Origin of the sequence: Thermoanaerobacterium sp. PSU-2 (genome assembly GCF_002102475.1) — a bacterium.
Classification (GTDB): Bacteria; Bacillota; Thermoanaerobacteria; order Thermoanaerobacterales; family Thermoanaerobacteraceae; genus Thermoanaerobacterium.
Map to the genome: position 1 here is coordinate 193,001 of NZ_MSQD01000001.1, position 21,444 is coordinate 214,444.

At 35.6% G+C, this 21,444-nt stretch carries 24 protein-coding genes; 2 read left to right on the forward strand and 22 right to left on the reverse strand.

Annotated features, from left to right (window positions below):
• Window positions 1–2: 2 nt before the first annotated feature.
• From prfB to BVF91_RS01170, 17 genes are all read right to left on the reverse strand, one after another.
• Window positions 3–1,101, reverse strand: a protein-coding gene (gene prfB, locus BVF91_RS01090; protein ID WP_240495752.1) for a peptide chain release factor 2 whose coding sequence is annotated in 2 segments (ribosomal slippage) — window positions 3–1,031 and window positions 1,033–1,101 — 1,098 coding nt in all. Because the reading frame shifts where the segments join, the coding sequence is not laid out codon by codon here.
• 23 nt (window positions 1,102–1,124) lie between these two features.
• Entirely contained in the window at window positions 1,125–3,809 is a 2,685-nt protein-coding gene (gene secA, locus BVF91_RS01095; protein WP_085111687.1) for a preprotein translocase subunit SecA, read from the reverse strand.
• A 140-nt stretch (window positions 3,810–3,949) separates the two neighbouring features.
• On the reverse strand, window positions 3,950–4,357 hold the full coding sequence (locus BVF91_RS01100) for a bacteriohemerythrin (RefSeq protein ID WP_085111688.1): 408 nt from the start codon (window positions 4,355–4,357) through the stop codon (window positions 3,950–3,952).
• A gap of 51 nt (window positions 4,358–4,408) precedes the next feature.
• Window positions 4,409–4,921, reverse strand: a complete 513-nt coding sequence (locus tag BVF91_RS01105) for a transcription repressor NadR (protein WP_085111689.1) — start codon at window positions 4,919–4,921, stop codon at window positions 4,409–4,411.
• 34 nt (window positions 4,922–4,955) lie between these two features.
• Complete coding sequence (locus tag BVF91_RS01110) at window positions 4,956–5,519, reverse strand: DUF5317 domain-containing protein (RefSeq protein ID WP_085111691.1); 564 nt, start codon at window positions 5,517–5,519, stop codon at window positions 4,956–4,958.
• On the reverse strand, window positions 5,509–6,783 hold the full coding sequence (locus BVF91_RS01115; protein ID WP_085111856.1) for an HD-GYP domain-containing protein: 1,275 nt from the start codon (window positions 6,781–6,783) through the stop codon (window positions 5,509–5,511). Before BVF91_RS01115 ends, BVF91_RS01110 begins: the two co-directional genes overlap by 11 nt.
• 215 nt (window positions 6,784–6,998) lie before the next feature.
• Window positions 6,999–7,640 (reverse strand): hypothetical protein, encoded by a 642-nt coding sequence (locus BVF91_RS01120; RefSeq protein ID WP_085111693.1) that lies wholly within the window; start codon window positions 7,638–7,640, stop codon window positions 6,999–7,001.
• Window positions 7,641–7,765: 125 nt separating this feature from the next.
• Window positions 7,766–8,305, reverse strand: coding sequence for a ribosome hibernation-promoting factor, HPF/YfiA family (hpf, locus tag BVF91_RS01125; protein ID WP_085111694.1), 540 nt, complete (start codon window positions 8,303–8,305; stop codon window positions 7,766–7,768).
• A gap of 143 nt (window positions 8,306–8,448) precedes the next feature.
• Window positions 8,449–9,171: an amino acid ABC transporter ATP-binding protein gene (locus BVF91_RS01130; protein ID WP_085111696.1), complete on the reverse strand. Its 723-nt coding sequence runs from the start codon at window positions 9,169–9,171 to the stop codon at window positions 8,449–8,451.
• Window positions 9,158–9,820: an amino acid ABC transporter permease gene (locus tag BVF91_RS01135; protein WP_013787448.1), complete on the reverse strand. Its 663-nt coding sequence runs from the start codon at window positions 9,818–9,820 to the stop codon at window positions 9,158–9,160. The genes BVF91_RS01130 and BVF91_RS01135 overlap by 14 nt, the downstream gene beginning before the upstream one ends.
• 28 nt (window positions 9,821–9,848) lie before the next feature.
• A complete protein-coding gene (locus BVF91_RS01140) occupies window positions 9,849–10,625 on the reverse strand; it encodes a basic amino acid ABC transporter substrate-binding protein (RefSeq protein ID WP_085111698.1) in 777 nt (258 codons plus the stop codon).
• A gap of 174 nt (window positions 10,626–10,799) precedes the next feature.
• Complete coding sequence (locus tag BVF91_RS01145; protein WP_014759476.1) at window positions 10,800–10,994, reverse strand: zinc-ribbon domain-containing protein; 195 nt, start codon at window positions 10,992–10,994, stop codon at window positions 10,800–10,802.
• Between the two features lie 138 nt (window positions 10,995–11,132).
• Window positions 11,133–11,600, reverse strand: coding sequence for a flagellar export chaperone FlgN (gene flgN / locus BVF91_RS01150; RefSeq protein ID WP_085111699.1), 468 nt, complete (start codon window positions 11,598–11,600; stop codon window positions 11,133–11,135).
• A gap of 6 nt (window positions 11,601–11,606) precedes the next feature.
• Entirely contained in the window at window positions 11,607–11,993 is a 387-nt protein-coding gene (gene fliS / locus BVF91_RS01155; RefSeq protein ID WP_013788616.1) for a flagellar export chaperone FliS, read from the reverse strand.
• 36 nt (window positions 11,994–12,029) lie between these two features.
• On the reverse strand, window positions 12,030–13,811 hold the full coding sequence (fliD, locus tag BVF91_RS01160; protein WP_085111700.1) for a flagellar filament capping protein FliD: 1,782 nt from the start codon (window positions 13,809–13,811) through the stop codon (window positions 12,030–12,032).
• Window positions 13,812–13,823: 12 nt separating this feature from the next.
• The gene (locus BVF91_RS01165; RefSeq protein WP_085111701.1) at window positions 13,824–14,150 is read right to left on the reverse strand and encodes a flagellar protein FlaG; all 327 of its coding nucleotides are present in this window, start codon (window positions 14,148–14,150) and stop codon (window positions 13,824–13,826) included.
• Between the two features lie 72 nt (window positions 14,151–14,222).
• Window positions 14,223–14,399 carry an aspartyl-phosphate phosphatase Spo0E family protein gene (locus BVF91_RS01170; RefSeq protein ID WP_085111702.1) on the reverse strand — a complete coding sequence of 59 codons (177 nt, stop codon included), beginning with the start codon at window positions 14,397–14,399 and terminating at the stop codon, window positions 14,223–14,225.
• Between the two features lie 144 nt (window positions 14,400–14,543).
• Here BVF91_RS01170 and BVF91_RS01175 point away from each other — a divergent pair, with 144 nt between their 5' ends.
• On the forward strand, window positions 14,544–15,818 hold the full coding sequence (locus tag BVF91_RS01175; RefSeq protein WP_085111703.1) for a putative DNA modification/repair radical SAM protein: 1,275 nt from the start codon (window positions 14,544–14,546) through the stop codon (window positions 15,816–15,818).
• Window positions 15,819–15,839: 21 nt separating this feature from the next.
• Window positions 15,840–16,574: a TIGR03915 family putative DNA repair protein gene (locus tag BVF91_RS01180; RefSeq protein ID WP_085111705.1), complete on the forward strand. Its 735-nt coding sequence runs from the start codon at window positions 15,840–15,842 to the stop codon at window positions 16,572–16,574.
• Here the strand turns inward: BVF91_RS01180 and BVF91_RS01185 are convergent, their stop codons facing one another.
• Genes BVF91_RS01185 through neuB form a run of 5 tightly spaced genes read right to left on the reverse strand, consistent with a single transcriptional unit; the run spans window position 16,575 to window position 21,441 of the window.
• Window positions 16,575–17,876 carry an SH3 domain-containing protein gene (locus BVF91_RS01185; RefSeq protein WP_085111706.1) on the reverse strand — a complete coding sequence of 434 codons (1,302 nt, stop codon included), beginning with the start codon at window positions 17,874–17,876 and terminating at the stop codon, window positions 16,575–16,577.
• A 35-nt stretch (window positions 17,877–17,911) separates the two neighbouring features.
• On the reverse strand, window positions 17,912–18,622 hold the full coding sequence (locus BVF91_RS01190) for an acylneuraminate cytidylyltransferase family protein (protein WP_085111707.1): 711 nt from the start codon (window positions 18,620–18,622) through the stop codon (window positions 17,912–17,914).
• Window position 18,623: 1 nt separating this feature from the next.
• Window positions 18,624–19,685, reverse strand: coding sequence for a nucleotidyltransferase family protein (locus BVF91_RS01195; RefSeq protein ID WP_085111709.1), 1,062 nt, complete (start codon window positions 19,683–19,685; stop codon window positions 18,624–18,626).
• Window positions 19,685–20,347: an acetyltransferase gene (locus BVF91_RS01200; protein WP_085111710.1), complete on the reverse strand. Its 663-nt coding sequence runs from the start codon at window positions 20,345–20,347 to the stop codon at window positions 19,685–19,687. Before BVF91_RS01200 ends, BVF91_RS01195 begins: the two co-directional genes overlap by 1 nt.
• A gap of 32 nt (window positions 20,348–20,379) precedes the next feature.
• A complete protein-coding gene (gene neuB, locus BVF91_RS01205) occupies window positions 20,380–21,441 on the reverse strand; it encodes an N-acetylneuraminate synthase (protein ID WP_276204884.1) in 1,062 nt (353 codons plus the stop codon).
• Between the last annotated feature and the right edge of the window lie 3 nt (window positions 21,442–21,444).

Genomic DNA, 21,444 nt, shown 5'->3' on the forward strand with positions numbered 1-21,444 from the left:
CTTTATGACACCTTCTGCTTTAAATATGCGTTGATAAAGTCGTCTATCTCCCCATCCATAACAGCATTTACATTGCCAACCTCAAAATTCGTCCTATGGTCTTTAACCAGCGTGTAAGGTTGAAATACGTAGGACCTTATCTGATTTCCCCAACCTGCTTCTTTGTGCTCGCCTTTTAAGTCTTCTATTTTTTCCTTCTGCTCTTTTATCATCATATCCATCAATTTCGCCTTAAGCATCTTCATCGCAGTTTCTCTGTTTTGCATCTGCGATCTTTCTGTCTGACACTGCACGATAATGCCCGTTGGTATATGAGTTATCCTGATAGCCGATTCTGTCTTATTGACGTGCTGACCACCTGCACCAGATGACCTGTAGGTATCTATCTTCAAATCCTCAGGCCTTATATCCACCTTAATATCATCGTCTATCTCCGGCAAAACTTCAACAAGCGCAAATGAAGTATGCCTCCTTCCGGCAGCATCAAACGGGGAAATCCTGACTAACCTGTGAACACCTGCTTCGCTTTTAAGATATCCATACGCGAAAGGACCTTTTACCATAATCGTCACGCTTTTTACACCGGCATCATCACCAGGCAAGTAGTCTACCGTCTCCACATCGTAATTTTTCGATGATGCCCACCTCATATACATCCGCAAAAGCATCTCAGTCCAATCCTGCGCTTCTGTACCACCTGCACCTGCGTGTATAGAAAGGATGGCATTGTTTTTATCGTAAGGACCGCTTAGCAGCGTCTTTATCTTCATGTCGTTTACCTTTTTGGAAAGAGCTTTGTACTCCTCGTGGACTTCCTGTGAAAGGGATTCATCCCCTTCCTCCAAACCCAATTCGATAAGTGTATGAAGATCTTCCCACTGCTTTTCCAAAGCCTCGTATTCTGAAATAATCTCTTTTAAATCTTTCTGCTTTTTCGAAAGCTCTTGAGATTTCTCTAAATCACTCCAAAAATCAGGCTCCGACATCTTTTTGTCAATCTCTGCTACTTCTCTTTTCAATCCTTCGATGTCAAAGAGAAGCCCCCATTTCTTTTATAGTATCTATCATGTTCAAAACTTCTGTCTTATAATCTGCTAACACTCAATCATCTCCTTCTAAAATTTTTAAAGATTTGCTCCACAGCATTTCTTGTACTTCTTACCACTGCCGCATGGGCATGGATCATTTCTTCCAACTTTCTTTTTCTTGACTACAGGCTTCTTCGGTTCATCGCCACTTTGATTTGTAGCGATAGGCTTAGCCACCTGCTCTCTATGTGGCATATTGTCATTTCTTATCTCTATGTGGTACAGGAACTTCACCGTATCTTCCTGTATAGAATTCACAAGATCCTCAAACATCTCATATCCTATTTTCTTGTACTCTATGACAGGATCTACTTGTCCGTAAGCTCTCAATCCTATGCCTTGGCGAAGCTGATCCATCTCGTCGATGTGATCCATCCACCTCGTATCCACAACTTTTAAGAGGACTATCCTTTCTATCTCTCTCATCTGTGGACCTATTTGCTGCTCTTTTTTCTCATACTGCCTTACAGCTTCTTCATATATTATATCTGTAAGCATCTCCTTATCGAGCCTACCAAAATCAACATCTATTACTACGCTATCTTTTTCCAAAAATAAATCGTAAAGATGATTCAATAATCCCTCTATGTCCCACTCTTCAGGATATTTGCTACCTGCAGTGTAGATTTCCACATTCCTTCTTATGATGTCTTTTACCATGTCAAGGATGTACTGCCTTAAGTCTTCTCCTTCTAATACCTTTCTTCTCTCTTTGTATATTATTTCCCTTTGTTTATTCATTACATCATCGTATTCAAGGACATTTTTCCTAACATCGAAGTTTATGCCTTCAACTTTCTTCTGTGCTTGTTCTATCTGTTTTGTCAATATCTTATGCTCGATAGGCTGATCGTCTTCTATGCCTAAAGTATTCATCATGTTTTTTATTCTCTCAGAGCCAAAAAGCCTCATAAGGTCATCCTCGAGAGAAATGTAGAAACGGGACTCTCCAGGATCGCCTTGACGTCCAGAACGCCCTCTCAACTGATTGTCTATTCTTCTGGACTCGTGCCTTTCTGTGCCGATTATATACAATCCACCCAGTTTAACAACTTCTTCATGCTCTTTTTCCGTTTCCTTCTTTATCTCATTTAAAAGCTCCTGATATCTCTCTCTGGCCTTTACAAGTTCTTCGCTGTGCAATGGCCCGTACCCAGATGCTTCGTTTATGACATCTGGAGAATATCCTTCTTCAATCATCTTTTTCTTTGCCAAAAATTCGGGATTGCCGCCTAAAATGATATCAGTACCACGCCCAGCCATGTTTGTAGCTATCGTAACAGCGCCTTTTCGTCCTGCTTGCGCTATAATCTCTGCTTCCTTTTCATGGTACTTAGCATTTAAAACTTGATGCTTTATGCCCAGTTTCTTAAGCATATTGCTTAATTTCTCTGATTTTTCAATGGTAATAGTACCCACAAGCACAGGCTGTCCCTTTTTATGATGTTCCACTATATCTTCAACGACAGCCTTAAATTTTGCTTCTTCCGTCTTGTATATGACATCAGGATGATCTATCCTTATCATTTCTTTATTGGTAGGTATTACCACAACATCAAGACCATATATAGCTCTGAATTCCTGTTCTTCGGTAAGAGCAGTACCAGTCATACCTGCTAATTTATCGTACATCCTGAAATAATTCTGAAAAGTGATTGTGGCAAGAGTCTTGCTTTCTCTCTCGACTTTTACGCCTTCTTTGGCCTCTATTGCCTGATGCAGACCTTCGCTGTACCTCCTGCCAAACATAAGCCTTCCAGTAAACTCATCTACTATTATGACTTCTCCGTCCTTTACAACGTAGTCCTTATCCCTTTTCATTATGGCATGTGCTTTTAAAGCCTGATTTATATTGTGGGAAATCTCTATATTTCCAAGATCAGCCAGATTATCCAAGTTGAAAAATTTCTCAGCTTTTTCCACACCTTTTTCAGTCAAGCTTACTGCTCTCGCCTTTTCATCTATTGTATAATCTTCTTCATTTTTCAAAGTTCTTACAAAAGCATCGGCTCTTTTATATAGATCCGTAGACTTTTCGCCAACACCAGAAATGATAAGCGGTGTTCTGGCTTCATCTATCAATATGCTGTCGACCTCATCCACGATTGCATAATTTAGATGCCTTTGCACCATTTCCTCTTTATATATCACCATGTTGTCTCTCAAGTAGTCAAAGCCAAACTCATTGTTTGTACCGTAAGTTATATCAGCAGCGTAAGCTTTCTTTCTCTCCTCTGAGTCCATATCGTGAAGTATGACGCCAACGCTTAAACCCAGAAATTCATATATTTTACCCATCCAGTCACGATCCCTCTTAGCAAGGTAGTCGTTGACTGTGACGATGTGAACTCCCTTTCCTTCCAAGGCATTTAAATAGGCTGGCAGTGTCGCAACAAGCGTCTTTCCTTCACCAGTCTTCATCTCAGCTATTCTGCCTTGATGTAGTACAATACCACCTATTATCTGCACTCTGAAATGCTTCATCTTAAGCGTACGCCATGCAGCCTCTCTAACGACCGCAAAAGCTTCCGGCAATATATCGTCAAGGGTTTCTCCATTTTTAAGCCTATCTTTAAATTCCTGAGTCTTGCCTCTTAGCTCATCATCTGAAAGCTTTGACATCTCTTCCTCGTATGACAAAACCTCATCTGCTATAGGTTCTATTCTCTTTACTTCTCTCTCACTGTAACTGCCAAATATCTTTTCCAAAACTCCTAACATTAACTCACCTTCTCAAGGTTATTATCATTCAAGTATATATTATATCATTATATCGTGACCATATCAAGGAAATGAGGTATTGTCCTTAAATATAAAAAGATCCATGTTATTCTAATTGTCTAACATGGATCTTTAATATCTCAATTTAACGGATGTGCCTTTATGTATTCACCGTATTTTTTGTCCACTTTGCTTATATGATTTATAAGCCAATCGACTAACTTGCGGTTTAAAGTGGTTATTATTGATACGCTGACACCATTCTTTTTAACGTCGTTTTCTATTTCTTGTATGTCACTTATAAATTTCTCATGAAGCTTTTTATGCTGAGGCAATTCTGGGTACTTGTATTTTTCTAAAAGTCTTTCTTCATCACCAAAATGTTTCACTGTGTATTCTCTTAAAAACCCCAGTATCTCATAGACTTTGTCTTGACCTTGCTGTTTCATACATGCGTCAAAAACATCGTTAACCCTATTGAAAAGTTCTTTGTGTTCCTCATCTATCATGTCTATGCCGACAGACAATGACTGCTGCCACTTTATCACTTCAAATCCTCCTCTCGAAAATTCTTGTTACATAATAATTATAATATATATTTATTCGACAAAAAATCCTTTTTCTTTAAGTTTTCTCTCGATTCTATCTAAAACTTCTTTTGAATCAGCTTCTACAGTATGCAGATGAACGCCTTCTGTCAAAGATGACAAAAGGGTTGCTTTTGCATTTTTCACGCTTTCCATAAATCTTTCAACATCATACCGAGATGAAATCATCAATAGTCCTCTTATTTCGCCATAAAGTGGATGTTCGACAATCACGTCTAAGACTTTTCCTCCGTTATCCACAATAGTATTCAGTTCTTCCTCAGTTCTATCAAAATAATGTTTGCTTGCAATTACTCTTGTATATTTGCCTTTATCGCTTGAGCTTAATATATAGCCTTGCGGAGTAGACAATATCTTTATGCCCTCTGCTCTTAATATGGCTATGTCTTGCACAATTACCTGCCTCGTGACACCCAAAACATCCGCCAATCTATTGCCTTTTACAGGTTCTTTCTCCGCTTTTAAAATCTCTAATATCTTATCTCTTCTCTCTGCCGAATTCATCCATCTACACCTCTTAAAGTTACAAAATGCACATTTATATTTTAACTCTCTTAGAGGCATTTATCATGGCATTTGAAACCATTAGAAAAATCCCAGTTGCTATAAATAAGTCACCTACGCTGAAAGTCTTTGGAAGAGGATATGGCTTTGGCAGGTATAGAACATCACACAAAAATTTAAGCTTCGTAGATGAAGTCATGGCTTGATGAGTCGGAATGATGTTTTTTGTAAGCTCAGGCACTAAATAGCCGATACCTGCCGCTTTAAGGGAATTAACCGATACAGGCATCCTTCCACCATTTGCAAAAATGACTATGAAATTTAAAATGATGCCTATGGCTATTATTCTCATGTATTTGTTATGTCGATTGTACCACAATCCTATAAAAAGCATCAAATAATCCAAAAAATGTATGTACGCTCTATACGTCATTATGATTGGGTATTTATCCGTTAAATTAAGCACTCCAAACTCAAGTCCAAAGCCAAGTATAAAAAAAATAGGCATTTTTATATCTATGTCGGCAATGCCGCTTATTTTCCCTCTCCTTAATAGAAAACCGTATATAAATGAAGCGCCAAGAGAATCAAAAATCATGTTTGAAATCCTCCTTGTTCTTTTCGTATGCCTTTTTAAATAGCTTTATTACTCTCGGGCTAAACTGCGTACCTTCATTATCAACTATTATCTTGTACGCTTCTTCTCTCGTGTAGGCGTTTCTGTAAGGCCTATCTGATACAAGCGCATCAAACACATCTGCAATGGCCAGTATCTCTGCCTCCAGTGGTATCTGCCTTCCGCTTATACCATCAGGATATCCATTCCCATTGTACCATTCATGGTGATACCTAACCCAATACCTTACGTTTTTTAAAAAAGGCACATCTTTCAATATCTCATAACCGCTTACAGGGTGCTGTTTGATATGATCGTATTCTTCTTTCGATAGTTTCCCAGGTTTGTTTAAAATATTTTCAACAATGCCTATCTTGCCTACGTCATGCAAAAGCGCAGCTATACGCACCATTTCAGTGTGTGCCTCGCTGAATCCAGCTTCCCTGCAAAGATAAACGGCTAATTTCTCAACACTTTTAGAATGTCCCAAAGTGTACCTGTCTTTGGCTTCCAAAGCCTTTGTAAGAGCATTTATGGTGTCATAGTAAGACTGTTTAAGCTCCATGTATAGTTTAAACATATATCTAACCATCAACAGTGGTACAAAAAAGATTACCAAAGAAATATATCCATAAGCAACAAATGTAAATGCCATTAAAATACCTATAAATGCTAAAAATAAGAAATTTGTTACCATCCAACTAAAATCTTTGAGCCACGTCTTTATAAAAGATTTACTTAATAGTAACGAAACTAATACAGTTACCAATATATTATTTAAAAAATAATATACTATTGCAGCAACAATAGCTTGCAAAATATAATTTGGATATACCAAAGTGCCTGTTTTACCACCTAAATATTTATATATCAGACCACCTAACCCAACGCTAATAGCTATTTGAGAAATATTAAATAAAGTCTTATAATATGGTTTATTAAAAACACATTCAATACTGTTATCCCTTTTTTTTACAATTTCTAAAAGATATCCTAATGTCCCTATTATGGCTGCTTCATATGGACCAAATATTAGTAACGCCATTAAATCAATAGCGTATCCAACCGAAACAGTTACCTGCTTATTAATATATATAGGCAATGATTCTGTTATTGCAGCAATTAGTCCAAAAACAATAATTTCTCCAATGTAATTGTAGTTTATGTTTAATATAGAATATATTATAAATGTTATACCTATTGTTGTTATTAATGTAATATACACTTTTGTTTTATTATTAAGCATTATATCCTCCCCAAAATTCAAAAATTACCACCCAAACCTTAATTCCATTGTAAGTTTGCTCCTCCAGCAAGTGCTAATGCCAATAAAGCAAGAAGTACTTTTATGATTGTTGCTTTTTTCATCCTGAAACCCTCCTTTACCAAAGATGCTCTCAAGCTTCTCAAGCTTCAGGCGAAACGCTACGCTTAATAAAGGTTTGGGTAAAAATAAGCTATTTAATTATCAACTGTCGAAATGACACGCCTGTTTAAAGCGTCTAATGTCGCTTTTACAAGTGCTTCACCTTCATCTTTTTTTACGATGCTGGAGCCTACAAGAAGCTCCTCTCCTTGAGGTGTTGCATGTGTCACTGCGACTATGGCTATACGCTTTTTGGCAAAAGAATATATATCAACATCTTCTAAAATGAGATTGTGATCATCTGGAAGTATTTTGGATACACACTCAAGTGTGGCATTCACGATTATCCTGTTTTTATTCCTCTCTGTATTTACACCTTTATATACACCTTCATACATTTCAGAACCCTTTGTAAGGACAACGGTTGCTTCTAAGTTCACTCCATTGTTGGCAAACGTTAAATTTGTAAAAGCAATCCTCTCATCGTTATAGTATCTGCCACTTGTCTCCACTTGTGCAACGCTAATTATCTTGTAGTTTACATCTACTTTGAACTCAGCCATTAAAACCGATTGTACATCTCTTGCAATCTGCTTCGCATTTCTTGATGTATCAGCTAAAACGTGAATCTCCGCAATCTGTCCGTTTTCAGCTATAACTCTACTTGATATTACACTTTGTACCCTATTTATCAATTCTTCCATAGAATTGATAACTTCTTTTGTAAATTCAATCAACGTGCTCACACTCCATTTTTTCAATCAACTTTTACACATACAGGAATAATATTCTACAAAAAATTCTATTTTCCTTCTTTATCGCATAAAAAAATTGAGGGTTTTTTTAACCCTCAATTTTATCTTCACATTGTCGGCTCTATCAATCCATATTTACCGTCTTTTCTCTTATACACTACTGTAAAATCGTCTGTCTCGGAATTCGTAAATACGAAGAAATTATGTCCTAAAAGATTCATTTGAAGTATAGCTTCCTGAACCGACATAGGTTTTACAGCAAATCTCTTAGTCTTTACAACTTCAAACTCCGATTCATCCTGAACATCATTTTTTATGTAATCCTGTTGAACATCAAATCTTATAGAATCTGGTGTAAAATTGTTTTTCAGTTTCGTCTTGTACTTGAGTATTTGTTTTTCAAGCTTATCAACGACATTATCTATCGAAGCGTACATATCGTCGCTTACCTCTTCAGCTCTAAATATCATCCCTCTAAAAGGTATCGTAACCTCTGCAATCTGGTTATTTTTCTGAACACTCATGACGACACGTGCTTCTGTGTCATCCGCAAAAAACTTCTCTATCTTGCTTAAACTCTTTATAGCTGCATTTCTAAGTCCATCTGTTATAGCCATGCCATTTCTACCGCTTACTGTAATCCTCATACAATACAACTCCTTTCTTTATGTCTATATTATTATAATTCTACATGAAATCTAATATTCCTGCATAAATTCTTATTAATATTTTGCGAATTTTGCAAAATATAATGATAAATAAAAAAGGGTGCTTCTGCACCCGGTAAAACTTACAGTATTTTGCTGAAAAATTCTTTTGTTCTTGGGCTTTTAGGATTGATAAAAAGCTCTTCAGGCGAACCTTCCTCCACAATCACTCCGTCATCTACAAAAATGACTCTATCTGCAACCTCTCTTGCAAAACCCATCTCATGTGTCACTACTACCATCGTCATGCCTTCATTTGCCAGCTCTTTCATGACATTCAATACTTCCTTAACCATCTCTGGGTCCAGTGCAGATGTAGGCTCATCAAAAAGCATCACATCTGGCTGCATAGCCAGTGCTCTGGCAATAGCAAGCCTTTGCTTTTGACCTCCAGATAGCTTCACAGGATATGCATCTCTTTTGTCTTCCAGACCAACTTTCTTTAACAATCTCATTGCAATATCCTCTGCAGTTTTTTTGTCCATCTTCTTTACTTTGATAGGAGCCAGCGTTATATTGCCGATAGCCGTCATATTCGGAAATAAATTAAAGTGCTGAAAAACCATGCCGACTTTTTGACGTATCTTATTTATATCAGCTTTTTTGTCGTTAATTTTTTCCCCTTCGATGTATATGTCACCTTTTGTCGGCTCCTCAAGAAGGTTTATGCACCTTAATATAGTGCTTTTCCCAGAACCACTTGGACCGATTATTACCAAAACTTCACCTTTTTTTACTTCTAAGCTTACACCTTTTAAGACTTCTAAATTGCCAAATCTTTTATGGAGGTTATCAACGCGTATCACCTGTCCTTAACCTCCTTTCAAACTTGCTTAAAAGCCTTGAGAATACCAGTGTCATCACAAAGTAAATAGCTGCTATTATTATAAGCGGCTCAAATGCCCTGTATGTGACACTTGATACTATCTCTGCTTGCCTTGTAAGATCTGCAAAGCCTATGACAGACACTATAGACGATTCTTTCAACATTACGACAAATTCGTTGCCTAAAGCCGGCAAAATATTCTTTATTGCCTGGGGAATTATGACGTACCTCATCGCCATGCTGTGGGACATGCCTAAAGAGCGAGAGGCTTCCATCTGTCCCGGATCCACTGCCTGAATGCCTGAGCGTATTATCTCCGCCACATAGCCTGCACTGTTCATAGAAAGGGCTATTATGCCTACTACAAATCCAGGGAATTTTATGCCAAATTGAGGCAAACCGTTGTATATAATGAGTATCTGCACCAAAAGAGGTGTGCCTCTTATTATCTCAACGTATGCTGAACCAATAAAGCTCAATATTTTCACGCTGGACATTTTCATTAAAGCAACAATCAATCCCAATACAGCGCCTATTGCCACAGATATAATAGTAAGCTCTATTGTCATTATAAGTCCATTTATAAAAAGCTGTGTGTATTGTGGCATACTTGAAAAATCAAGATTCATTAACCTTTTTTTCTCCTTTCAAGAGGCTTTATTTTCCCATCCATTTGTTTAACATCTTGTCGTATTCACCGCTGTCTTTAAGCTCTTTTATTACGCTATTTATCTGGTTTACCAGATCCTGATTTCCTTTTGCGACAGCGACTGAGTATCCTGGCACAGCTTCATTTATCTCTTTTATGTGAAGCATCTTCATGTCTTTATACTCTTTTAAGTATGCATCCGCAATTGTGCTTTCCATCAATATAGCGTCTACTCTGCCGTTTTCTAATGACAAAAATGCATCGCCTAATCTATTTAGCTCTTTTATGTCTATTCCTTTTATCTTCTTAGCCGCATCATCAGACGTAGTGCCAAGCTGTACAGCTACCGTCTTGCCTTTCAAGTCATTTAAGTTATTTATACTACTGGAATTTTTCACGACTAAAACCTGCTCAGAATTATAATACTCATCAGAAAAATCAACGTTTTTCTTTCTCTCTGGTGTGGCATTCATACCTGCAATAGCCATGTCAATCTGTCCGCTTTGAAGAGCTGGAATAAGCCCTGTAAAATCCATATCTTTTATCTCTAGTTTTACACCTAACTTTTTGGCAATTGCATTGGCCAGATCTACATCAAAGCCCATTATAGTGTCTTTACCATTGACAACTTTGTGAAATTCAAACGGTGGAAAATCAGCACTGGTACCCATGACGATAACCCCTGATTTTTTCACTCTGCTTAGCGTAGTCTGTTTCGAACAACCGCTTAATGCGATAGACATAATAGTGATAAGAATTAGAGATATTATCAATCTTTTTTTCAATTTTTTCTCCTCCCGACAATAGATAATTTACTAAATAATTATACTATCACATGCATAATATTGCAATATATTTTTTAACGCATCAAAAAATTTTCTGGTGGAAAAATGATTAAAGGGCATCCCTTTTGGAATGCCCTCAATAATCCTCTTTACTTCTTGCAAAAGTGAAGGGGATTACTTATTTGCTCCAGCAACTCTTCCTCTCCTGGAGTTAAATTGATTGTTTCTCTGCTTTTTAGCATCTCTGCATGATTTGCACCTTACTGGCGCATTTTGAAAGCCTTTCTGAGCATAAAATTCTTGTTCACCGGCAGTCCACACGAATTCTGCCCCACAGTCTTTGCAGACCAATGTCTTGTCTTGATACATAATAAATAATCCCCTCACTTTGACATTTATTTACTGTATAGCCAATTAGACTATACAGTAATATTATACCACCGGCTAAGAGTTTTATCAATAAATTTTAAAATTTTAAAAATTGTATAATTATTACTGCATAAACATTTAACGCTTTTTATCCACAAAATAGCTGCCAGGTGTGTAATACTTAAGATACTCTATATATCCTTTTTTCCCTTTTGCTACGTCATTTATTTTTTCTTCAAGATTTTTAAAAGCACAGTTTATATCCTCTAAATTTTTATCCTCAACTTCTTTTATTTTTTCTAATGTACCTTTTATATCTATCAGTATTCCCTTTAACACGCTTTTATCTGCACTATTGCTGGGCGTATTAAAAATGCTGTCAATCCTGTTTACTTTCTTGTACAGATTGTACATAGGCAAAAATTCACTGTCTATCTCATCAATGCTTGCTATGATTTCTTGTTTTTTCTCCAATATGTTTTTTATGTCATCAAGCCTTTGTGAATTTATGGCCATGTTTAACTGATTATTTAGTTGAAGCATTTCATTTAAATAATTTAATTTTTTTTCAGCCAACTCTATCAATTTTTTTACATCGCTTACCATACTATATCAACCTTTAGAATAAACTTTTGCTCGAACTTTTCCCATCGCTTCTCCCCATGTATCTCTAAGCTCTGTTATCAAGGATATCACTTCGTCTAACGGCTTTTTATCTTTTTTTAAATTGGCATCTATCAGCCTTCTTGAAATAAAATCATAAATGCTGTAAAGATTTTTCGATATATCATACTGCATGTCAAGAGTCGCCATAAGCTCTAATACTATGTCCTGCGCTCTTGTTATGCTATTATGAGCTTTTTCGATATTTTTATCATCTATCGCTTGTTTCGCTTCATTTGCAAAGCGAATAATTCCATTGTAGAGCATCAAGACCAATTCTTCCGGACTTGCCGTCATGACAGAATTTCGCTTGTACTCCATATACGGATCGATCATTTATCAATTCCCCTTCCTACATAAAACAAATAATCTCTATCCATTAAGCTGCTGACTTAGCCACTGGCTTTGAGAATTCATCTGCGACATGTACGTCTCTAATTGCGTAAACTGATCATAATACTGTTGCTCTAATGTATTTAGCTGATCTTGCATGTCAGACATCCTCTGGTTTATATCGTTAATCTGCTGACCCAAAAAGCTGTTGTCATATAGCTGATACTGCCCCCCACCAGCTTCTTGCGTTATAGAGTTTATGCCATTATTTACTATGTAGTAAAGCCTTGCAGCAATACCATCGTTTGAGCTTGAACCAGGTGTAGCATTTACATCCGTAGTAGATTCCGTTATTTTTGTGAAAAGATCCATTACCTCTTGAGGATTATTTTGTATCGCATTTTTAAGTTTTGTATCGTCTATGTAGAGCTTACCGCCTTCATACCATTGACCTGTAGTTATCCCTATAGAACTCAGTGTCATCTGTGTACCGTCAGTAGCTGTTACAGTGCCTGATATGGCATTTCTCATGCTGTAATATATGGATGTAAGGTTGTCATTTCCGCTTAAATCACCGCTTCTGGCTTTCTGTTGCCATGCGGTAATGTCGTCTTGCGTCATCTGCTTTTTCTGATCATCTGTCAATGGCTGATAGTCATAATACCTTTGCTCTGTCAATTTTGAATTTATAGTTGTGATCACGTCGTTATACGCATCAACGAAACTCTTTATGCTATTGTATATGGTATCTGTATCCGTCTGAACAGAGAGGGTTGTTGAACCTATACCTGTAAGATTTATATTGATACCTGCAACAGATACATTGTTTGTCGAAGTAGTCATGTTGACTCCATTAAATGAAAACGAAGCATCTGTACCTTGAGAAAATGGCAAATGAAGATTATTCAACAAAAAATCATAATCTCCAGATATACTAACCTGTGAACCATTTTTGCTACTTATTGTTATAACACCATTGCTATCAACACTTGCATTTACAGAAGAAACATTGTTGTTTATATCACTAATTATACTATTAATATCTTCATTAGTTGATATATTTATTTGTGTACCATTTATTGATATGCTTGTACCACTTCCAGTATATGTAGTATACGCTGCTGTTCCAGTGTATGAACTGGAATTGAAACCTAATTTCAATGTGCTTGTCAAGAATGTAAGTCCTGTAGAATCTGTACCGCTAAAATCAATCTTTGAACTTGAACCTGTTGAATTTGTTATTAAGAATAGTCTATCTGTGGTCGTATCATAAGTCGCATTAACGTGGGTTGTACTTGATACGCTATTAATTGTTGAAACAATATCGTTTATGGTTGATCCTGCTTTGAATGTAATACTATTGTTATTTAATCGAATTGTGACATCCGAGCTTATTAAAGGATTATAAGTCACACTACCATCAGAATTTTTCGTGTAAGCACCAATGGCAGCAGTGCTGGCAGAAGTTGCTCCTGTAGCCAGTTGATTTACAGTTAATTGATATGTCCCATTTACAGCATTTACACCCGCTGTAGCCGTCGCAATTGAGGTATTTGATGAAACTGTTTTTGCAAGATATGTCCCTTGTAACTTCATGCTAAACAGTGTATTGTCCCTTAGTGTCAAAAGCTTTGTATTTATGTCTTGAAGATCCTGCTGCTGCCACTGAAGCCACTGCTTTTGCTGCTCCAATTGATAAAGGGGCTGACTCGCAGCCTGCATAAGCTGACTCACGATTTGATCAGTATTAATTCCTGATGCAAGTCCGCTTATTCTAAGCAAGTTGCTGGTAGTAGAGTTTTGCATTGTAATAGGATCCATACTACACTCCTCCTAAATTTTTCTATCAACAAAAAGCCCTGCTATTTTCCACAATCCCGCCACCAAATCCAATATTTTTTCTGGCGGGATCTCGTCTATGACTTCATTTGTCTTGCTGTCTACAATTTTCACCACTATTGTATTTGTAGGTTTGTGAACAGAAAATTCAAAATATGTACCGTCATTTTTCTTGATTTTATTGTTGACGTCGTTTATTTCGTCTTTTACCGTTTTCTCATCAACCGGATTTTTGAAAATCTCTTTTACGTCATCAATCTTGTCAGTCAATAAGCTATTTAGCTTTCCACTTCCTCCTTCTAATGATATATTTTGAATCATCTATATACCTCCCTAAAAATAACTCACATGTTAATTTCTATATCGGCAAAATATTTAAAAAAATTAGTGAATTTATTTGGCGCTTTTTTCGCAAGACATGTATTCTACAATAAGCTTATCTAATTCCTGACTTATCTCCAGCGCTTTCGCCATATCTACTATGTTCTTATTAAGCTCTTTCTTCAATAGCTTTATCTTCTCCTCCACTGAATCATTTTTATAGTAATGTTCTTTTATGATCTTCGCCATTTTCTCCTCCATATAAGCTATTGTAACTTACTTCATTTTTATATATCGGCTTTAAGAAATTTTTATTAAATTTTTTTCAAACACTATATAAACGCTTTTATCTGAACATATGTTTGTGTTATAATATCATTGAGGTGTTTTAATATGGATCTTCTCGAAAAGATAAGGATATTGGCTGATGCAGCAAAATACGATGTATCATGCTCATCCAGCGGAAGCGATAGAGAAAACAAAAATGGCGGAATAGGGAACGCAGCTTTCTATGGCATATGCCACAGTTGGTCTGAAGACGGCAGGTGCATATCCCTTCTTAAAATACTTTTTACAAATATCTGCATCTACGACTGCTCATATTGTGTAAACAGATGTTCAAATGACGTAGAAAGAGCAATATTCACCCCAGACGAGCTTGCTGACATTACGATAAATTTTTACCGCAGAAATTACATAGAAGGATTGTTTTTAAGCTCGGCTGTATACAAAAGCCCTGACTACACGATGGAGCTTCTCATTAAGACTGTCAAAAAACTGAGGGAGGAATACAATTTTAACGGATACATACATTTAAAGGCTATCCCAGGTGCAGACGTAAATCTCATTAGGCTGGCCGGCCTTTACGCAGATCGCATGAGTGTAAATATCGAGCTTCCATCAGAAAAGTCTTTAAAATTATTGGCACCTCAAAAGACAAAAGAATCAATAATAAAGCCAATGAGTTTCATACACAGTCAACTGTTGGAAAAGAGTGAGTCAAAAAAGCTGATGCGCCACACAGATAAATTTGTGCCTGCAGGACAGACGACACAGCTTATCATAGGTGCAACACCAGAAAGCGATAGGACTATATTAAAATTATCAGAGAATCTGTATAAATATTATGACCTTAAAAGAGTGTATTACTCCGCATACATTCCGGTTTTTAATGGCAACAATCTTTTGGGAGTATCATCACCTCCTCTTTTAAGGGAGCACCGCTTGTATCAAGCTGATTGGCTTTTAAGGTACTACAATTTCAAAGCTGATGAATTGCTGACTGAAGAAGAGCCAAATTTTGATGTATCATTGGACCCCAAAATCAACTGGGCCATGAAAAATCTAAACCTATTTCCTGTCGAAGTCAACACTGCAGACTACAACATGCTTTTACGAGTACCAGGCATAGGTTTAAGGACAGCAAAGCGGATTGTGAAGGCGCGGAAAGCTGCTAACCTTAACTATGATTCACTTAAAAAACTGGGAGTCGTATTAAAAAGGGCAAAGTATTTTATAACATGCAATGGGAAGTACTACGGTGAATGCGAAATGGAAAAAGACAAAATAAAAAACAAACTAACTACCAATAAGAATCGCATTTTAGATGGACAGCTTAGCATATTCGACATCAATAATAAATTTAAGAATTTGCCGATAATCGTATAGCTTAGTTAGGAGAGTAGATATATGATAAACTACATATTCGACGGGACATTTGATGGCCTCATGACTGTTGTATACGAATCGTATTACAGTCACCAACATCCCAATGACATTTTTTCTGAAGTCAATCATCAAATAAACTTTCTTGGCCATGGTGTATTTGTAGCAACGGATATAGATAAATCAGATAAGGTGCAAAATGCCATTACGACAAAAATATCAAAAGAAGCACTCAGAAATATTTACTATGTTTATCTGTCAGAGTTGGAGTCGTCTTACATGCTGATATATAAATATGTCAGATTGGGCTTTAAAATAGGCAAAAAAATAGACTACTTCATTCAAAATGACGTAGTCCATGAAGTGACAAAATTAAGCCAAAGAGTAAAACATGAAGCGTACAAGATGATAGAATTAATCAGATTTAAAGAAGTCAAAAAAGGATTGTTTATTGCAAAGATACATCCAGACTACAACGTACTGCCTATCATAATGCCTCACTTTGCTGAAAGATTTCAAGACCAGTATTTCATAATACACGACGAAAAGAGGAACTTGTCGGCTGTATATGATAAAAAAGCATGGATAATCATCGACATGCCTCTTGAAAATATATCTAATATGAAAGACACAGAAGACTACGAAATCCTATGGAAAATGTATCATAAAAGCATCTCTATAGAAGAAAGAAAAAACCTAAGGCTTCAAAGACAACACATGCCTAAAAAATACTGGGATATGCTTACAGAAAAGCAATAACTACATCTCAAACTGAATGGCAGAAGAAAATCTATCTATAAATGGCATGCCATTTGATGTAGGTAGAAGTGATGATGTGACCATGACTTCATTAACAGGCACAAAATCATACTTATCTCCATTTTTTGCTCCATATCCAGTAAAATCATGTATGATGTAAGGCACTCCGCCATCCATTCCAACGTACATCATAGCATGACCCGGCATGTATAAAGCTGCGCCAGGCTTAATCTTATCAAAAACCTTTATTCTCTCATCTAATGATAATCCATCAGAAAATTTATAGACTATTCCTGGACATTTTTCCTGCTCATCAGCATTTCTTGGAAGCTTAAATCCAAATGTCTTGTATACATACATGACAAAGCTGGAGCAATCCCTGCCATTGAAGCTATCTCCCCATCCATATCTATCGCCAATAAGTTTAAACGCCTGATTTAAAATATTGGCTCTCGTGTATGGGACATAGCCCCAATGGACATCTTCTTTTATCGATATAAGGCCATCTTTAAATACTAAATTACCTTTATCATCCTTTGAAGGAAGCTTAACAACATAATTGCCATAAGTAGATTGATTACCTACACTGTAAATCATATTCTTTTCCAGTGGTATTTTCGTCCCCATGTCAAACTGAATTTCAGATACATTTCTATCATAAGGATTAAACTGCGTTTTGACATGATTTCCAATCACCATTATGAAGTCATCTGTATCAACATAATCAAACACTTCTTCCTTATTTTTGGCGATTGCTATATCACATGCCTTTACCCAACCTCTGTAGTTGTATATCTGTACAAAATTCCATTTTTTATCCTTGCTTTCATGAAGCACCAAAACAGGCTCTAATGCTTGACACGATGTCTCTTGAAATCTATCAAATTCGATATCGCCTTTCTTGCTGTATACCGCTATCTCCGTAGGAAAGCTTCTAAGAGATGTTTTTCTTCTGGTGATACCGTACTGTACTGGATTAACTTCTTTTATTTCAGTGATATTTAAATTGCCATTTATGTGATAATAAAAATCTCTTTTCACTACTTCACCATTTCTAAAATACATCTCTTTTTCTGGCAACTTATATTCTTTTATCAAAGACAACAATTCATCATAAGTAAGACTATCCCTATAGCTTTTTAAATCATATACGCTACCGCATTTTTCTACAATCTTTTGATTGAACTTCATAATATTATTTTGCGTCATTATAAGGCTATCAGCATCGGGTATCTTTTCTATCCAGTATTCGGCATCAAGCATCTCTAACTTTGTATTGGGTATAATATAGAACACCTCCATGGATATTTAATGATTATAAAAATTTTAATATATGTCTATTTTTGTATATGAAAATTATTCATCAAAAATTCAGCAAATTTTAAATCCAGTTCTGTATCAATATCTATAGATCTTTCATTAGGCATAATATACGCATATGTTTTTTCACCAAAGAAGCCTTTATTTTGTATTAAATAATTCCAATCCGATACATATATTGCTCCATTTATTCTATAATATTTACTTATTTCTTGCCTATTTTTATTTAAAACATCTTTTCTTAGAAAATCTTTCATACACAAATCCTCGTTTAAGACGTTCATCCATAAAGGAGAATGCTCAGCCTCACAAACCGAAACCACCGCCCTTGCTTTTTTTTCATACAAAATGTCAATCGCATTTTTTATGTCATACGCTTTTCTTAACGGTGATGTTGGTTGTAAAAGCATAACTAAATCATATACAGCATGATTTTTTTCCAGCCAATTCATCGCATGAAAAATAACATCTATCGCTTTTGCATCGTCAGAAGCTAATTCAACGGGCCTCATAAAAGGAATTTCTGCTCCAAATTCCTTTGATATACTTGCTATTTCTGGATCTTCTGTCGAAACAATTATTTTATCTAAAAAATTCGCTTGCAACGCAGCCTCAATAGTATATGCTATTAGAGGCCTGTTCAATAAAGGTCTCACATTTTTTCTTTTAACCCCTTTTGAACCGCCTCTTGCAGGTATTATCGCTAATATTGATTTTCCTTTATACATCTTATACACTATCCACCTTTTTGAAATATTCCAATGTACTACGATATTCTTCCCATTGTCCAACATCAAACCACTTCGAGCTTACAGGATATACACCAACTTTATATCCATAATCTTTTGACTTTAATAACAAATCCGGCATATTAAAAGATTGTCCATCTGGAATCAACCTGATCAATTCGGGTTCTAAAACATATACACCTGAATTTATTACAAAATTATACTCTGGTTTTTCTATCATATTTATTAATTCACCATTGTTAACATCCATAACGCCATATGGAATCTGCATATTTTTAACTACACCTACTATTGTAGCATCATTGCCACTTTTCTCATGGTATTTTAAAAGTTCATCGAAATCAATATCTATGATTACGTCACAGTTCGATACTATAAATGTATTATTTAACTTATCAATTGCAAGCCTTAATGAGCCTGCTGTTCCGAGAAATTCTTTTTCATGAACAAAATCTATATTATATCCGTCTGGATTTTCTGCAAAATATAATTTTATAATTTCGGCTTTATAATTAAGTGAAATTATGAAATCATTAAAACCGTAATTTTTAAAATTTTTCATTATAATCTCTATTATAGGCTTATCACCTATAGGTATCAATGGTTTCGGAAGTATTTTTGTAAACGGATCTAACCTTGTACCCTTACCGCCAGCCATAATAAAAACACTGTTATTCTTCTTTGAATATTCACATTTTACTCCAATAAATTCTTCCATCAGTATTAAATCGATAACTCTTTTTTCATTATCTATTACAGGAATAGTTTTTATTTTATACTTTATCATCAACTCTTTAGCAACTTCTTCTTGTCCTCTATAAACATATTTTGGTTTCTTATTCATAATGGTAGAAACAGGCTGTTCCAATGATACATTATCCAATATCGCCCTTCTTATATCTCCATCTGTAACAGTTCCAACAAACCTATCATCATCATCAACAACTAAAAGAATTTGTAATCTATTTTCATTTAACTGCTTTATAGCATTTTTAATAATACATTTATCGCTAATAACAACGGATTTAACCTTATTCTCCATTATTGATTTCTCCCCATATCATACCTATATTTTTTTATTGTCCCTGGAATACCTACAACAACAGCATTATCAGGTACATCATCTAAGACAACAGTACCAGCTCCAACTAAAGAATTTTTACCTATCTTTATTCCCTCAATAATAACAGACCCAATTCCAATATGACTTGCTTCACCTATTTTAACTCCTCCTGCAATTTTAACGCCTGGAGCAATATGAACATGATCGCTTATTATGCAATCATGTTCAATAATAGATCCTGTATTTACTATCACGTTATTTCCAACTCGGGTATCAGGACCTATAAAAGTACCAGCCATTACAACATTTCCTCGCCCGAATTTTACATGCTCTGAAATAATAGCTGATGGGTGAAATGCATTAATAAAGGTAAAGCCGATCTCCTTTACTTTTTCATACAAATTTTTTCGCAAATAATTATCTCCAACACTTCCAACAACTATTAGTGCATAATTTATCTCACGTTTTAATAAATCATTTAATTGCTCATCAGTTGCAATAACCGGTACGCCTAAAACTTTTTTGCCAATCTCATCAGATTTGCCTATTAGTCCTTCAATATGTATTTTATTATTTTTTTTCAGTATATCTATCACCGCTTTTGCATGACCACCTGCACCAATTAAAATTAATTTATCCAAAAGAATTCCTCCTTGGAAAAAGCATATAATTATTATTCAAGCATAGAAAAGTCAATAATTGTATCCTTTAAAATATGAATTCTGGCTTTTTTACCAATTAAATAATCAAAAAACTTAGGAGGCAAACCAGTTCCTGGCCTTTTTGTAATTAGCATCTCTTCCGTTATGACACTGCCACTGGGTATATCTTTAGCTGCAATAATTGACTTCCTTGCTACATCTCTAACATTTTTTTCATTCTCTCTACATCTTTTTATCCCATTTCCTAATGCCGCCTCTATGTTTCTAATGCTTTTAATCATAAGCTTAAGTTCGCTTGGCTCAAGTGAAGCCTTGTGATCAGGGCCTATCATTCTTTTATCAAGAGTAAAATGTTTTTCAATAATCAATGCTCCCATCGAAACTGCTGCTATTGCAACTTCAATGCCAAGAGTATGATCTGAATAACCAACAGGTAGCTTAAAAGCATTTTTCATAGTGATCATTGCATTTAAATTAACATCTTTGTATTCAGTTGGATAATTTGATGTACAATGCAATAAGATTATACTCTTATTACCAGTATTTTTAATCACTTCTATCGCTTCTTCGATTTCACCTAAATTAGACATTCCCGTGGAAAGTATTATTGGTTTCTTTTTTTTTGCAATGTATTTTAAGAAGGGAATATTTGTAATATCACCAGAACCAATTTTAAATGCAGGTACGTCAGCTTGTTCCAACATATCGGCACTTTCATAATCAAAAGGAGTTGCTAAATAGATTAAATTTCGCCTTTTGCAATATTCCATTATTTTGATATGATCATCATAAGACAATTCTAACTTTTTTAACATATCATACTGTGTTTCATCTGGAGATGTAGTCAATTTCTGGTATTCAGCTTTCTCTGCATCTTTATTTACTAAATTTTCCGTTTGAAATATTTGGAATTTTATTGCATCTGCACCTGCTTTAGACGCCGCATCAACTAATTTCATAGCTGTTTCTAAATCACCATTATGATTCACTCCTGCTTCAGCTATAACAAATACAGAAGAATTTTCTGATATTGTTCTATTTGCTATTTTAAGCATTATATCATCACGCTCCAACAT